This is a genomic window from Streptomyces odontotermitis, assembly GCF_050510915.1.
Classification (GTDB): domain Bacteria; phylum Actinomycetota; class Actinomycetes; order Streptomycetales; family Streptomycetaceae; genus Streptomyces.
The window spans coordinates 18424-33441 of record NZ_JBNJLS010000034.1; the positions used below are offsets into that span (position 1 = coordinate 18424).

Here is a 15018-nt window from a genome sequence, read left to right on the forward strand (position 1 = left end):
TGACTAGGCGTACCGACTAGTCGGTACTACCGTCTGGCCAACGTCGCGGAGCCGGCCCGCGTCGCGTGATCCGTCATGCCCATGGCGCGATCCGTCCTGCCCGTGATCCGTCATGCGCACGTCGCCCCCGGTATCCGGACGTTGATCAAGGAGCCGTATGCCCGCCGTCCCCGCTGCATCCGACACCGCGTCACAGCGCCCCGCCGGCGCAGACCGTGACGCCGTAGGGCCGCTCGCCCGGCTCTACCGGCGTGAGCTCGCCGAGTATCCGGCCACCGGCCGGCGCATGATCTATCTGGCGATCGTCGTCGTCACCACCGTCGTCCTGTACTACATGCTCTACATCCAGTACGCGGTGGCCACGTCGATCATCACGCACTTCGACATGACCTACCGGTACTTCATCTGGGTCTCGGTGATCGGCAACGCGATCGGGGCGTTCGCCTCGCTCGTGGCCGGGCTCGCCGACCGGTGGGGGCGGGCCAACCTCGTGGTCTACGGGCTGCTCGCCGCGGCGCTCCTGGTCTTCTTCGGGCTGCCGAACGCCGGTGACAAGACGACGTACTTGGTGCTCTTCGCGCTGCTCAGCTTCGTCGAGGGCATCGTTCTCGTCGCCACTCCCGCCCTCATCCGGGACTTCTCGCCCCAGCTCGGCCGGGCCACCGCCATGGGCTACTGGACGGTGGGCCCGATCATCGGCAGCCTCGTCGTCACCCTGGTCACCAGCCACACCCTCGACCACGCCGGTTGGCAGGACGAACTGCGCTACTCGGCCGCCGCGGGGCTCGTCGTGTTCGTCGCCGCGCTGTTCCTCCTGCGCGAACTCGCCCCCGCCCTGCGGGACCAGATCATGGTGAGCCTGCGGGACCGGGCGCTGGTCGAGGCCCGGGCGCAGGGCATCGACCCGGAGGCGGCCCGGCGCGGCGAGTGGCGGCAGATGATGCACCTCGACATCGTCGGCTCGGCGTTCGCCGTCGCCGCCTTCCTGCTCCTCTACTACGCGGCGGTCGGCAACCTCGTCGTCTACTTCGCCACCACCTTCGGCTACACCGAGCAGCGCACCAACGCCCTGGCCAACTGGTACTGGGCGGCCAACGCCCTCGCCCTCGTCGCGGTCGGGCTGCTCTCCGACCGGCTGAAGGTCCGCAAGCCCTTCATGGTCGTGGGGGCCGTCGGCACCATCGTCATGACGGCCGTCTTCGCCACCCGCGCCACCCATGCCGGCACCGATTACTACACCTTCGCCTGGCTCTTCGTCGGTATCGGTGTCTTCAGCGGCGTCACCTACGCGCCGTGGATGGCGAGCTTCACCGAGACCGTGGAGAAGCGGAACCCCGCCGCGACGGCCGCCGGGCTCGCCGTCTGGGGCTGGATCGTGCGCATCGTGGTCGCCGTCTCCGCGGCCTTCATTCCCGTCGTCGTCACCTCCGTCACCCCGCTCGTCGAGCACGGCGACGAGGTCAAGGCCGCCCAGGCGAAGGCCGCGCCCGCCCTCTCCGTCATCGACGAACACCCGCAGATCTTCGCCGAGTTGAAGAAGTACACCCCCGCCACCACACCGCCCGCCCTGGCCGCCCGCGCCGCCAAGGAAGTCGGACCCGCGGACCTCGCCGTCGTCCAGAAGGCCAAGCCCGAGCTCGCCGTACTGGAAGAGCACGGAGCCCGCGTCCAGAAGGCCGCACACGACGGGCCGGGGGAGTGGCGCACCTGGTGGTGGGTGTGCGTCGGCGGCCAGGTCCTCTTCCTGCCCTTCGTGTTCGTGATGGCGGGCCGCTGGAGCCCCAGGCGGGCCCGCGAGGACGCCGAGGCCCACCAGGCCGCGGTTCGCAGGGAGATGGACGCGCTGGCCGGATCCACCGAGTAGGTACCGGCCAGATCCGCCGAGCAGGGGTCCGGCAGCCGCCCGCCCGCACAGCCGGGAAGCCGAGCCCGCACACGTATGGGAACCTCGCGAGGTCGGCGCTACCCTCCGCGCATGTTTGCCACGGTGGTCTGGGGAACGGGCAATGTCGGACGCGCGGCCATCCGCGCCGTCGAGGCCCACCCGCTCTTGAACCTCTCGGCTGTGCTCGTCCACGACCCGCGGAAGGTCGGCCGCGACGCAGCTCAACTCGCCGGAATGGAGGGCGAGTTGGGCGTCGCGGCCAGTGACGACATCGAAGCGGTGCTCGCCGCCCGGCCGCGCGCCGTCGTCTACGCGGCCTCCGGCGACCTCCGCCCCGACGACGCCCTCGCCGACATCACCCGCGCCCTGCGCGCCGGTGCCGTCGTCGTCACGCCCGCCCTGTATCCCCTCTACGACCAGCGCAGCGCCCCGCCCGAATTCCGGGACCCCGTCCTCGCCGCCATCGCCGACGGCGGCGGCTCCCTCTTCGTCTCCGGCGTCGACCCCGGCTGGGGCAACGACGTCCTGCCGCTGCTCATGAGCGGCCTCGGCTCCACGATCGACGCCATCCGCTGCCAGGAGATCTTCGACTACTCCACGTACGAACAGGAAACAGCCGTACGGGACTTGATCGGCATGGGCCACCCCATGGAGTACGAGCCGCTCATGCTCGCCCCCACCATCCCCACCATGGTCTGGGGCGGACAGCTGCGCCTCATGGCCCGCGCCCTCGGCGTCGAACTCGACGACATCCGCGAGACGATGGACCGGCGCGCCCTCGACACCACGGTCACCACCCGCCTCATGGGCGTCTTCAAGGCCGGTACGCAGGGCGCGGTCCGGTTCGAGGTCCAGGGCATCGTCGACGGCGAACCCCGCATCGTCATCGAGCACATCACCCGCATCCACCCCTCCGCCGCCCCCGACTGGCCCTCGCCGCCAGACGGCAGCGGCGCCCACCGCGTGACCATCGAGGGGCGGCCACGCATCGAAGTCACCGTCGAGGCGGCCGACGAGGGCGACAACCGCTCCGCAGGCGGCAACGCCACCGCGGTCGGCCGCCTGGTCAACGCCATCGACTGGCTCATCGACGCGGAACCCGGCCTCTACGACGCCCTCGACGTCCCGCTGCGCCCCGCAGTCGGCAGACTCGGAAGGAAACACTCATGATCATCGACGTTCCCGAGGGGAAGGACGCCATCGGCTACGTGTGGGGCGAGATGGTCCCCGGCATCGGGCCCGCCGCCGCGAACTTCTCGATGGCGGTGTACGAGCACACGACGCTGGGCCTGCGGGAGTTCGAGGCGGCGCGGCTGCGCGTCGCGCAGATCAACGGCTGCCTCTTCTGCCTGGACTGGCGCACCGACCGCGACGGCGAGAAGGTCGAGGACGGCTTCGCCGACGCCGTCACCGAGTGGCGCACCACGGACGCCTTCGACGACCGCACCCGCCTGGCCGCCGAGTACGCCGAGCGGTACGCCCTCGACCACCACGGCCTGGACGAGGCGTTCTGGGACCGCATGACCGCCCACTACACCCAGACCGAGATCGTGGAGCTCACCATGAGCATCGGCTCCTGGCTGGCCTTCGGCCGCCTCAACCACGTGCTCGGCATCGACGCGGTCTGCGTCCTGCCCGGCCACTGAGGCCGTCGGCCGTCCACGTCACCAACGTCGCTGAACCACCCGGCGCCGAGCCCCGCACGCGGCGGGTGCGGGAACACCCGACTACGGTCGGACGATGACCCGCACCACGCCGCCCCGCCCCCTCGACGTCGAGGCGCTCTTCCCCGAACTGGCCGCACACCGCCGCACAGCCACCCGCCTCCACCCGCGCCCCGGCGCCCCCGGCGTGCACGACAGCTCTGTGGGCGGGCCCTTCCTGTGGCCCGCCGACGAACCCTGGCCCACCTGCACGGAGCCGCACGAACGCGGGCGCGGCCTGCGCACCGAAGACATACGGCGAAGCCGCCGCATCCTCGACGAGGCATGGCGCCGCGACGCCGACCCCGGCCCCACGCAGGACGAACGCCAGCTCCTCCAGGACCTGGAGAAGAAGGCCCGGCACGCACCGCGCGACCCGTCCGGCACGACTCCCGTCCCGCTTCTCGCCCTGGCCCAGCTCCACCGCCGCGACCTGCCCGACCTGGCCGCAGGGCCGGACGGCGCCGACCTCCTCCAGATCCTGTGGTGCCCCTTCGACCGGCACGGCGAGGGCGGTTACGGCATGTCGGTGCGCTTCGTGTGGCGGCGCGCGGAGGACGTGGGCGAAGTGCTGGCGGACCAGCCGGAGCCGGAGGTCGTCGGCTTCGAGGGCTATGTGCCCCAGGCGTGCGTCCTGCATCCGGAGCAGGTCACGGAGTACGAGTACGGGGAACTGCTGCCGGAGGAACTGCTGGAGCGGATCGAGGAGTGGGAGGGCGACGACGACGAGGGCGAGGGCGAGGGAGTCGACGGGGGCGAGGGCGAGGGTGGCGGGCCCGGCTGCGATTACCAGTCGGACCTCTCCATCGCCCCGGGGTGGAAGGTCGGTGGCTTCGCCCCCTGGAACGTGACCGGGCCCGGCACCATGACCTGCGCCTGCGGGCAGCCGATGCACCCCCTGCTCACCATCGCCAGCTCCGAGTGGGACGGCGGCAACCGCAGTTGGGTCCCGGTCGAGGACCGCCACCTGATCGGGGAGCACGGCTCCTCGACGCCGACGAAGGTCACGGTCAGCCGCTGGGGACGGCTCAACGTCTTCGCCTGCCCCGTGGACCCGGCCCATCCGCCGCGCATCAGCCTGCAGTGAGGCCGAGTTGGGGGCAGGGGCCAGGTTGACGGATCACCGACATAATGCCGGGGTGGCACACCCCGAGGCGTCGACCGCCCCCACCCCTTCCGCCCCTTCGACCCTGTCCACTCCTTCTCCCTCTTCTCCTGTTCCGGAACGCACCCACGTCGTCATCGTGGGCGCGGGCCCCGCCGGACTCACCCTCGCCAACATCCTGCGCGCCGCCGCCGTCGACTGCGTCGTGCTGGAGACCGAGAGCAGGGACTTCATCGAACAGCGGCCCCGCGCCGGGTTCATCGAGGAGTGGGCGGTCCGCGGCCTCGACCGCCACGGCCTCGCCGGCCGGCTCCTGGCCCACGCCCCGGTCCACAGCGAGTGCGAGTTCCGGTACGGGGGTGCCCGCCACGCCTTCCGCTACGCCGAGCTGACGGGCCATCACCACTACGTGTACCCACAGCCGTTGCTGGTCACGGACCTGGTCCGGCAGTACGCGGACGAGGCGGGCGGCGACATCCGCTTCACCGTCCGCGACGTCACGCTCCAGGACATCGACAGCGAAGAACCCTCGGTCACGTACACAGACCCGGAGACGGGACGGCGCCGACGTATCGCCTGCGCGGCGATCGCCGGATGCGACGGAGCCCGCGGCGTCACGCGCACCTATCTGCCGGAGCAGGACACCACCCTCGCCCGGCACGACTACGGCATCGGCTGGCTCGCGCTCCTCGCCGAGGCCCCGCCCTCCAGCGACTGCGTCGTCTTCGGCATCCACCCGCGCGGACTCGCCGCCCACATGGCCCGTACACCCGAGATCACCCGCTACTACCTCCAGTGCCCGCCCGGCGACACCCCGGACGACTGGCCCGACGCCCGCGTCTGGTCCGAGCTCCACACCCGCCTCGCGGCCGCAGGGGCCCGCCCCCTCACCGAAGGGCGGCTGATCGAGAAGCGCATGCTCGACATGCACAACTACGTCGTCGCGCCCATGACCCACGGCCGCCTCCATCTCGCGGGCGACGCGGCCCACTTGACGGCGCCGATCGCCGCGAAGGGCATGAACCTCGCCCTGAACGACGCGTTCCTGCTCGCCGACGCCCTCATCGCGCACTGCGCCCGGGGCGACGACAGCGGGCTGACCGGCTACTCGGCAGCGAGCCTGCGCCGCGTCTGGCGCGACCAGGAGTTCTCCGAGTGGTTCGGGCACCTGCTGCACGGCCCCTCGTCCGGCGACCCCTTCCAGGCGGGCACGGCGGCGGCCCGCCTGGACCGGATCCTCACCTCACGTGGCGCGGCGGTGGCGTTCGCGGAGTCGTACATCGGGAAGGCCACCGAGGGCTGGGAGGGGTAGCTGGCAGGAGGTGATGTCGGCCGGTCGAAGTCCGTCGTCGACGTTCAGGACGAGGCGCGTGATGCGGGCGGCTGTCGGCGCCCGACGGCGTCGAGCACCAGGCGCGCGGCCACCGTCGCGCCGTCGGTGCGGATCGTGCGGGAGACGTCCTTCGCCCGGGACCGGGTCCCGGGGGACAGGGCGGTGCCGAGCGCGGCCGACAGGGAGGCGAAGGTGGGGGTCGGGCCGTCGTGGGCCACACCGATGCCCAGGTCGGCGACGCGGGCGGCCCAGTGCGGCTGGTCCGCGATCTGGGGGACCACCACCTGCGGGGCGCCCGCGCGGGCGGCCGTCGTCGTGGTGCCCGCGCCGCCGTGGTGCACCACGGCGGCGACCCGGGGGAAGAGGGCCTGCTGGTTGACCTCGCCGACGACGAAGCAGTCGTCCCCGGCGTCGATCCGGGACAGTCCGGCCCAGCCGCGGGCCAGCAGGATGCGGCGGCCCTGTGCGCGGAGCACTTCGATGGCCACCCGGGCGACGTCCTTCGGGGCGTACGACGCCATGCTGCCGAAGCCCACGTAGACGGGAGGTTCGCCGGATGCCAGGAACGCCTGGAGGTCGTCCGGGAGCTGGCGTTCGTCCGGCAGGATCCAGGCTCCGGTCTGTACGAGGTCGAGCTCCGTCAGCTCCTGCCACGGGCCCAGGACCGGGTCGGCCGCCAGCAGGGCGCGGTCGGTGAAGACGTGGTCGCGGACGTTGTCCACGGGCGGGAGGCCGAGCGCCGCCCGGTGGCGGTTGAGCGCCTCCCCGTAGAGGCCGTTCACGCGCTGGGCGTCCTGCTCCCACAGCACCTCGAGGTCGGTCTCGTCCTGCGGGGACGGTGTGCCGGGCCGCCGCCCCGGACGGAAGTGCCGTGAGGGCAGCCCGAACGGATGGAAGCACGCGAACAGGTAGGGGATGCCGAGGACCTCGGCCACGTCCCGGGCGCCCGCAGGCATCAGGCCCGTCGCGAGGATCGCATCTCCCCCCTCGGCCGCCGCGGAGAGCGTCGCGAACCGCGCGGCGACCAGCTCGGGCGCCAGCCGGAACGCGTCCTGCGCGCTCGGCGGCCGTTCGCCGGCCACCACCGAGCGCACCGTCGGGCCGAGCGGCACCAGCTCCACGCCGACCCCGGCCAGAAGCTCCGCGAACTCCTCGTCCGGTGGCGCGCACACCCGCGCCTCGGCCCCGAGGTCCCGCAACCCCACCGCGAGGGCGGCCAGCGGCTCGACATCCCCGCGCGACCCCCACGTCGACAACACCACACGCACCGCACCCACTGGGTCGGCCCCCTTTTTTCCGCAGGTCCTGGCTTCGGCCGGTCATCTTGCGGCATGACCTGGGGCTTGTCGCAAGCCCCCCGGTGGGCTATACGTTGAAAAGGGCAGGGAGGACGACGACCTCCGTGCCCTTTTCGCGTCCGGCTTCAGCGGGCTCCGATGGGGCTCCGACGGCTTCGCTTCCTCAACTGGTGTGTGGCGCCGCGCTGTTCACGGTCGGCCTGATGCGTCGTGCCAGCACGATCCCGGCCGCGGCCAGCGCCCCCGTCAGCGTGAACGTGATCGTCAGGGCGAGCGTCACCGAACCCCCGTACGCGCCGGAGAGCGTGATCGCCGCGCCGCCGAGGCCGCTGAGGACCGCGACCGCGAGGGTCTGGGCGAGCTGCATGCCGCCGCTGGCCTCGCCCTGGCGGTCGGCGGGGGCCTGTTCCATCGCATCGGTCGTGGCGGCGTTGAAGGCCACGCCCATCCCGGCGCCGCCGATCGCCCACCCCACGACGGCGACGAGCGCGGGCACGGAGTCGACGAGCACGCCCACCCCCATCACCGCGATGCCGGCCAGCAGCACCACGAAGCCCAGCGCGATGGGCACCGCACGGGAGCGGCCGCTCCAGCGCCCGTCGGCCCGGCCCTGCCAGGCGGCCCCGAGCACCCAGGTGATCGCACCGGCCGACAGGCCGAGCCCCGCCTGCGCCGCGCTCAGCCCGCGCAGCTCCACCAGGCCGAGCGGCAGGAACGCCTCGCTGCCGAAGTACGCCCCGCACAGCAGGAACCGCAGTACCACACCGGCCGCCACCCCGTGGCGTGCCGAGAGCGTCCCGGCCGGGGTGACCGAGCGCAGCGCGTACCCGGCGACCGCCGCTCCCAGGAGCGCCAGGGGGATCAGGAGAGTGAGCCGGCGCAGTTGAAGTCCCGCCAGGAGTACGGCCGTTGCGGCGGCGAGCAGGACGCTGCGGGCGACGGGTCCGGTCCACCACCGGGCGGTGGAGGGACGCGCGGTGCCGTCCGCGGTGCTGTTCAGGCGCCGCAGTGGGGGCAGGGCCAGGGCGGCGGCGATCGCGATGAGCGGCAGGAGCAGCACGAACACGCCGCGCCATGAGGCGTGGTCGGCGATGAGTGCGGCGACCGTGGGGCCGATCAGCGACGGCACCGTCCAGCCGCCGGACACGAGCGCGAACATCCGCGCCCGCAGCCGCTCCGGGTAGGCGAGGGCGATCGCGGTGTACGCGAGGGCCATCACCGCGCCCACGCCCAGCCCTTGGAGGAATCGTCCGGCGAGGAAGAGCGGCCAGCTGCCCGCCGATCCGGCCACCGCGCAGCCCACCGCGAACACGGCGAGGCCCGCCCCCAGCGGCCGGGCGGGGCCGCGCCGGTCGGCGGTGAGTCCGGCGGCGACGGTGCCGATGAGGTTGGCCAGCATCAGCGCGGACAGGCCCCAGCCGTAGGCGTTGAGCCCGCCGAGCTTCCCCGCGATCTCGGGGAGCACCGTGGCCACGCCCATCGACTCGAAGGCGACGAGCCCGACGGACAGGACGATGCCCCAGGTCAGGGCGGCGTACGGGGCGCGGAACACGCTGTCGCGGTCGGCTGTGCGGGCCGCCTCGACGGTCGGCGGCGCCGATGGGGACGTGGGTGAACCGCCGTCGACGGCGGTCTCCTGGTCGGGCACGGGTGAACCCCCTCCACTAGAGACACTAATACATTCCGTTCCGGATCGGAACGAAATTGAATGCTACCTATACTGATCCCCATGGCAACCCCCGACGCCGCCCGCACCGCCGGCCGCCCCCGCGACACCCGCCTCGACGCGGCCATCCTCACGGCGACGCTGGAGCTCTTGGAGGAGAGCGGCTATCCGCACCTGACGATGGAGGCGGTCGCGCGGCGCGCGGGGACCACCAAGCCCGCCATCCGCCGCCGTTGGGCCTCGCGCCAGCGCCTCGTGATCGCGGCGCTCGCCCAGTCGCTCGGCACCGCGCCCACCCCGGACACCGGCTGCACCCACTGCGACCTGATCCTCGGCATCGAGACCCTCACCAACGCCTTCGGCGGCACCCTCGGCCGGCGCACCCTGCCCGCGCTGATCGCCGAGCTCGCCGACGACCCGGAACTCGACCGGCTCTTCACCGAGACGATCCTCCACCCCCGGCGGGCCACCACCGAGGCGGCCCTGCGCCGCGGCATCGAGCGCGGCGACCTCGCACCGGACGCCGACATCGGCCTGCTCCTGGACATGGTGGCCGCGACGACGTACCACCGCGTCCTGTTCGGCCACCTGCCGGTCACCGACACGCTCGCCCACGACGTCGTCATGACGGTCATGGGCGGCGCGGCGACCCCGAAGTGGCGCAAGCACTATCAGAGTCACCACGAACGCGGCCTCTCCTAGTGGCAGTCGGGCCACCCGGCGTCGTGGAAGTGGCTTGCGCGGTGCTGCGCCGAACGTGCCTCTCGAAACCTCCGCCGCGAGCGATGAGTTCCGTACGGAGTCCCGGTCTACCTCTGTGACAGCGACGCCACAGGGCAGTTCGCCCGAGTCACTCCCCGGAGGCACACCATGACCGCGACCACCGCTCTCTCCGCCGCCCGCACCACCCGCACCTCGGGCCGCGTCCGTTCCTTCCTCGCCGCCCAGCCCGTGTGGCGGGCGGGCGTCCTCGCCGCTCTCGCCGGTGCGCTGGTCACCGAGGTCTACGCGCAGGTCATGCGCGCCCTGGGCGTCCCGATGAAGGCCGCGAGCCCCGGCGCGGACGCCGCCGAGCCGATCCCGAACTTCGGCTTCGCGAGCGGCGTGCTGTTCTGGGCGGTCGTCGGCGTCGTCCTCGCGGTGGCCCTCGCCCGCTGGGCCGAGCGCCCGGCCCGCACCTTCACGGTCACGACGGTCGTGCTCACGGCGCTCTCCCTGGCGCCCCCGTTCATGGCCCCGCACACCGCGGTCTCCACCCAGATCGTGCTGGCCGTCGCGCACTTGGTGGCCGCAGCGGTCATCGTCCCGGCGATCGCCGTACGACTGGCCGAGCGGCCCACCCGCTGAGCCGCGGCCCCACCGCCGCCACCGCACGAACCGAGAGGGCAGCCTCCCCGGGCGACGGGGACGCTGCCCTCGGTCGTGTGCGCGGCCGGGGGGCTCAGGTGGCCGTCGATGCCGCGGGCGCGGCGATGCGGTGCGCCAGCCACCCGAGCGCGGGCGGCATCCGGTACTCGACGGCGATGTGGCCGCCCTCGAACAGCTCGAAGTGCACGCGCTCGTCGGCCACTTCGGCCTGCGTGAGAGCGTCGCGGAAGGCCAGCGCGCCCAGGTCGAGGAACCACTCGTCGCGGGTGCCCGCGTCGATCCAGATGCCCCGCATGGAGCGGAGCGCGTCGCCGTGCGCCGCGGCCATGCGGACGGGGTCCCAGGCCAGCCAGCGCTCCCACTCCTCCTCGCGCAGGGCGCCGGTGCGCGGGTCGAAGGGGAGGGTGGGCGTGCCGTCGGGGCCGGGGGAGAAGCAGGCGGAGACGCCGAGGATCTCCAGGAGGTTGAGGTCCTCCTCCTTGGTGAAGGCGACCCGCGAGCGGAAGTCGTCCCACCAGCGGAAGATGTCCCCGCCGTAGGGCCGGAGCTGGCGTGCCGCGGTGAGGAAGTGCGGGTGGTACTGGGCCTCGGACAGCGAGTCGCCGGAGTGGGTGGCGAAGGCGCCGAACAGGTCGGGGCGGAGCATCGAGGTGAGCGCGGCGCCGAGGCCGCCGCTGGACTTGCCCGCGATGGCGCGGTGTTCGCGGGCCGCGAGCGTGCGGTAGCGGGCGTCGACGAAGGGCACGACCTCCTCGCAGAGGTAGGAGTGGTAGCGGCCGGTGCCGGGCGAGTCGATGAACTGGCTGCCGCCGTACGCGGTCCAGGCGTCCACGAACACCAGCAGCGTCCCCGGCGCCTCGCCGCGCGCGAAGAGCTGGTCGGCGAGCTCGGGCACGGGCTGCCGGAAGGGGGTGCGGTTGCGCCATATCGGCAGCGTCCCCGCGTAGCCGAGCAGCAGATACGTGACGGGGTAGCGGCGCTCGGACGCCTCGTCGTAACCGGGTGGTGTGTAGACCCACAGCGGGCGCTGTGCCGGGTCGCCGAGGGGGTTGTCGCGCAGCAGCGCGCTGTCGATGACGTGCTCGTCGATGCGGCCGCTGAGAGTGAAGGGGGTGAAGGAGGACATGCCGCGAGACGTTACTACGAAATCAAAATATCTGGATCGGTAATTTCTGAGTCGGTAATTCCTGCGGGTAGGGTGGCACCGTGACACCACAGCAGAAGGCGGCGGGAGCGGCGGACTCGGTCGACCGGCACATCGCACGCTGGCGGAGCGAAGTCCCCGGGCTCGTACCGGAGTTGGAGGGTGCCGTCACCCGCATGCAGATGCTGGTGCGGCACCTGCAGCGGCAGAAGGAGGCCGCGCTGGCGCGCCAGGGCCTGAAGCTGTGGGAGTACGAGATCCTCTGGCGCCTGCGCTCGGCCACAGCGCCCTACCGGATGACCCCGACACGCCTCGCCCAGGGACTCGGCGTCCATCCCGCCACGCTCACCAACCGCCTCGACCGCCTCCAGACGTCCGGGCTGATCGCGCGCGAGCACGCGGAGGGCGACCGGCGCAGCCTGCTCGTGGCCCTGACGCCCGCGGGCGCCGCTGCGTGGGCGGCGGTGATCGACGACCAGCGGGAGGCCGAGGCCGCACTGCTCGCGCCGCTCACGGAGCGGGAGTTGGGGCAGCTGTCCGCCCTGCTGCGGACGGTGGCTCTCGCCGTGGAGGAGGACGGCCCGCCGCTCATGCCGGACGTCGACTGAGCGCCGGCCGGCACCCCGTACGCGCCCGCGCCGACGAGGAGCGGTCGCTCGTCGACGCGGGCGCTCGGGCGGTGCTACGGACGGGTGACGTTCTTGACCGGCAGCGTCTTGTCCGCGCCCGCGACGTAGTAGTCCTTGGGCGCGGAGAAGACCACGAACTGGTTGTCGTAGTCGCGGATCTTGGCGCGGACGGCGAAGTTGCCGTGCGCGTCGGTCGTGGCCTGGGCGTTGTACGCGGACTCGTAGTACGTCCGCAGCAGCACCCGGGTACCCGCGACCGGACCGTGCCCGTCGGGCCAGGTGACCTTGCCGGTGACGAGGAGGGTGTCCCCGGCGCGCACCTTGGTGCGGTTCACGTGGTAACTGATGCTGCTGGCAACGGGTTTCACATTGACCGTCGTATCGCCGTAGAAGTAGTGGTTGTCGTCGGGGTCGCCCGGATCGTAGGTGGCCCAGAACAGTACCTGGTGGCGGGGGAAGAGGTAGCCGCTGGCCGTGTCCTGCCAGCGGTCGGCCCGCACGTCGTCGAGCGTGAACCGGCCGTTCGCGTCCGTGCGGACGGTGCCCAGCGCGAGGCTCTCCCGCTCGGTCGGGTCGATGGGGTCGCCCCAGGGGTTCCAGGTGTTGTACTGAACGTCCTTGCCGAGCTTGACCGGCGCGTCCGCGACCGGGGTGCCGTCGGCGCGGGTGACGGTGCCGCTGAGGTTCGTCGAACGGTGGTCGTAGTCGGTCGCCGCGGCGCTGCTGGAGAGCGTCACGGTGAACTCCTGCGCGGGCGGCTCGTCCTGCGCGGGCGCGGCCTGCGCGGCGTGGGCGGGGGCTGCGGCCACGACGGTCGCGAGCGCGAGAGCGGCGGCCGCGGTCAGCCGGGCGGCGACCGGTAGGCGAAGGTGCACGGGAACTCCGTAGTCCGTGGGTGGTGTCGTCGGTCTCGCCTGATCTGCTGCGACCAGGCGCAGAGTTCGACACGCACGGGACCGGATGAGGTTGTAGAGGTCCGTGCGGTGCGCCGAGAGTGCATCGGCCGTACACGTCGCGTTCGCCGCGTCCTCGCCCGCCCGTCGGCGGAGCCCCTGGACGCAGGAGTGCGCTCAGTGGCCGTCCCGGGCCGCCTCGTCGACGAGGATCCGGGCCAGTTCGCGCGGCCGGGAGAACATCGGCCAGTGGCCGGTGTCCATCTCGACGAGGCGCCACCGGTCGCTGCCGGCCAGCAGCTCTGCCGCGTCGCCCTGGGGATCTGCGCCGTCCAGCAGGCACTTGATGTAGGTCGCCGGGAGCTCGCCGAGCGGCCGTTCGAGCACGGCGGCCTCGGCCAGGGAGGCGCCGGGGTGCGGCGTGGCCCCGCCCGTGAGGCGGGCGATCTGCTCGCCGGTGAGCTCCTGGCCCTCGCAGTCGGGCGCGGTGAGCGGTTCCCACATGCCGCCGTTGGCGTCGAGCGCCGCCTGGAGCTGGTCCGGGCCCTGCCACCAGGTGGAGACGAACGACTCGCCGTCGACGGGGACGCTGGCGTCGACGAAGACCACCCGCTGCAGGCGGCCCCCGATGCGCTCGGCGGCCTGCCCCACCGGGATGCCGGAGTAGCTGTGCCCGACGAGGACGACGTCACGCAGGTCGAGGCGCTCGACCTCGCCGACGATGTCCTGCACATGGGTCTTCTGTCCGGCGACGCCCGCGGCCGGCTCGTCCTGCCTCTCGGCGAGGCCGGACAGCGTCAGCGGATGGACGCCGTGGCCGGCTTCCCGAAGCCCCGGCCCCACCTCGTCCCACGCCCACGATCCGAGCCATGCCCCTGCGACCAGTACGAAGTTCGACATCTTCGCACCGTAGTGGAGAGGACCGACACAGGGGCATGGGTGTGGGGTCCGATGTGCGTGCTAGGCCACCCTCCGCCGCCTGCCCAGCCACGTCTGCGCGATGATCACCAGGACCAGGAACGCCCCGCTGACCACCTGTTGGTAGGCCGAGTCGAGGGTGCCGATCTGGTTGATGATGTTCTGGATCACCTTCAGGAGCAGCACGCCCACCAGAGAGCCGCTGACGTAGCCGAGGCCGCCGCTGAGGAGGGTGCCGCCGATGACGACGGCGGCGATCGCGTCCAGTTCCATGCCGAAGCCGAGGATGGTCACCCCGGAGGCGAGCCAGGCCGCGTTGAGGATGCCCGCGAGCCCGGCGGTCAGGGAGGAGATGACGTAGACCGAGGTCTTGGTGCGGGCCACAGGGGCGCCCATCAGGGCCGCCGCGTCCTCGTTGCCGCCGACCGCGTAGACGCGCTGCCCGAAGCGGGTGCGGCGCAGCACCACCGCGCCGAGGACGAAGAGGGCCACCGTGATCCACACCGGGACGCCGATGCCCAGCAGTTCGCCCTGGCCCAGCTGTCGGGAGAGGACGGAGTTCTTGCCGATCAGGTAGGTCGTGGCGCCCTCGTCCGTGATGTTGAGCATGAGACCGCGCGCGGCCAGCATCGACGCCAGTGTCACGATGAAGGGGGCGAGGCCCGTGCGGGCCACGAGCAGTCCGTTGACCAGGCCGATGAGACCGCACACGGCCAGGGGCGCCAACAGGCCCACCAGCGTGCCGTATTGAGAGCCCCAGGCCGCGAGGACGCCGCCCAGGACGAACACCGAGCCGACGGAGAGGTCGATGCCGCCGGTGATGATGACGAAGGTCATGCCGAGCGCGATGAGCGCCGGGAACGCCGACGTCAGCGCCATGTTCGTGAGGTTGCCGTCGGTGGCGAAGGAGTCGAAGGAGAACGAGGCGACCGTCGCGATGACGAGCAACGCGACCAGCGCGCCGTGCTGTTGGGCCAGGGCGCTCAGACGCTCGCCCCGGCGCACCGCCGGAGGTTCCTCGGGGGCCGTGACCGTCATGACGGGGGTGCCGGGCGTCTTCATCGTGGAGTTGGTGG

Annotated in this window: 14 protein-coding genes; 8 read left to right on the forward strand and 6 right to left on the reverse strand. The window is 72.4% G+C overall.

The features are described from left to right. Positions 1 to 157 precede the first annotated feature (157 nt). The 5 genes from ACQB60_RS44255 to ACQB60_RS44275 all read left to right on the forward strand — a co-directional run bounded on the left by ACQB60_RS44255 (position 158) and on the right by ACQB60_RS44275 (position 6005). On the forward strand, positions 158 to 1864 hold the full coding sequence (locus tag ACQB60_RS44255) for an MFS transporter (RefSeq protein WP_496931777.1): 1707 nt from the start codon (positions 158 to 160) through the stop codon (positions 1862 to 1864). A 111-nt stretch (positions 1865 to 1975) separates the two neighbouring features. Beyond that, a complete protein-coding gene (locus ACQB60_RS44260) occupies positions 1976 to 3055 on the forward strand; it encodes an NAD(P)H-dependent amine dehydrogenase family protein (protein WP_496931778.1) in 1080 nt (359 codons plus the stop codon). Continuing rightward, positions 3052 to 3531: a carboxymuconolactone decarboxylase family protein gene (locus ACQB60_RS44265; RefSeq protein WP_496931779.1), complete on the forward strand. Its 480-nt coding sequence runs from the start codon at positions 3052 to 3054 to the stop codon at positions 3529 to 3531. The genes ACQB60_RS44260 and ACQB60_RS44265 overlap by 4 nt, the downstream gene beginning before the upstream one ends. Before the next feature lie 94 nt (positions 3532 to 3625). Beyond that, on the forward strand, positions 3626 to 4675 hold the full coding sequence (locus ACQB60_RS44270) for a hypothetical protein (protein WP_496931780.1): 1050 nt from the start codon (positions 3626 to 3628) through the stop codon (positions 4673 to 4675). Between the two features lie 103 nt (positions 4676 to 4778). Further along, positions 4779 to 6005 (forward strand): 4-hydroxybenzoate 3-monooxygenase, encoded by a 1227-nt coding sequence (locus ACQB60_RS44275; RefSeq protein ID WP_496931811.1) that lies wholly within the window; start codon positions 4779 to 4781, stop codon positions 6003 to 6005. 44 nt (positions 6006 to 6049) lie between these two features. On the opposite strand, the gene ACQB60_RS44280 is transcribed toward ACQB60_RS44275, so the two are convergent. Together ACQB60_RS44280 and ACQB60_RS44285 are read right to left on the reverse strand one after the other, a co-directional pair. Then, positions 6050 to 7294, reverse strand: coding sequence for a glycosyltransferase (locus ACQB60_RS44280; RefSeq protein ID WP_496931812.1), 1245 nt, complete (start codon positions 7292 to 7294; stop codon positions 6050 to 6052). 193 nt (positions 7295 to 7487) lie between these two features. Then, the gene (locus tag ACQB60_RS44285; protein ID WP_496931781.1) at positions 7488 to 8972 is read right to left on the reverse strand and encodes an MFS transporter; all 1485 of its coding nucleotides are present in this window, start codon (positions 8970 to 8972) and stop codon (positions 7488 to 7490) included. A gap of 81 nt (positions 8973 to 9053) precedes the next feature. On the opposite strand from ACQB60_RS44285, the gene ACQB60_RS44290 reads away from it, so the two are divergent. Then, the gene (locus ACQB60_RS44290; protein WP_496931782.1) at positions 9054 to 9692 is read left to right on the forward strand and encodes a TetR/AcrR family transcriptional regulator; all 639 of its coding nucleotides are present in this window, start codon (positions 9054 to 9056) and stop codon (positions 9690 to 9692) included. Between the two features lie 168 nt (positions 9693 to 9860). Beyond that, positions 9861 to 10337, forward strand: a complete 477-nt coding sequence (locus ACQB60_RS44295; protein WP_496931783.1) for a DUF6069 family protein — start codon at positions 9861 to 9863, stop codon at positions 10335 to 10337. Positions 10338 to 10431: 94 nt separating this feature from the next. Here ACQB60_RS44295 and ACQB60_RS44300 read toward each other — a convergent pair whose 3' ends face one another. Beyond that, positions 10432 to 11484, reverse strand: a complete 1053-nt coding sequence (locus ACQB60_RS44300; protein WP_496931784.1) for an alpha/beta hydrolase — start codon at positions 11482 to 11484, stop codon at positions 10432 to 10434. Between the two features lie 80 nt (positions 11485 to 11564). Here ACQB60_RS44300 and ACQB60_RS44305 point away from each other — a divergent pair, with 80 nt between their 5' ends. Continuing rightward, entirely contained in the window at positions 11565 to 12110 is a 546-nt protein-coding gene (locus tag ACQB60_RS44305) for a MarR family winged helix-turn-helix transcriptional regulator (RefSeq protein ID WP_496931785.1), read from the forward strand. Positions 12111 to 12184: 74 nt separating this feature from the next. Here the strand turns inward: ACQB60_RS44305 and ACQB60_RS44310 are convergent, their stop codons facing one another. The 3 genes from ACQB60_RS44310 to ACQB60_RS44320 form a co-directional block, all read right to left on the reverse strand. Next, the gene (locus ACQB60_RS44310; RefSeq protein ID WP_496931786.1) at positions 12185 to 13006 is read right to left on the reverse strand and encodes an acyl carrier protein; all 822 of its coding nucleotides are present in this window, start codon (positions 13004 to 13006) and stop codon (positions 12185 to 12187) included. Between the two features lie 195 nt (positions 13007 to 13201). Continuing rightward, complete coding sequence (locus tag ACQB60_RS44315; protein WP_496931787.1) at positions 13202 to 13924, reverse strand: alpha/beta fold hydrolase; 723 nt, start codon at positions 13922 to 13924, stop codon at positions 13202 to 13204. Between the two features lie 60 nt (positions 13925 to 13984). Beyond that, positions 13985 to 14980 (reverse strand): ABC transporter permease, encoded by a 996-nt coding sequence (locus ACQB60_RS44320; protein ID WP_496931813.1) that lies wholly within the window; start codon positions 14978 to 14980, stop codon positions 13985 to 13987. Between the last annotated feature and the right edge of the window lie 38 nt (positions 14981 to 15018).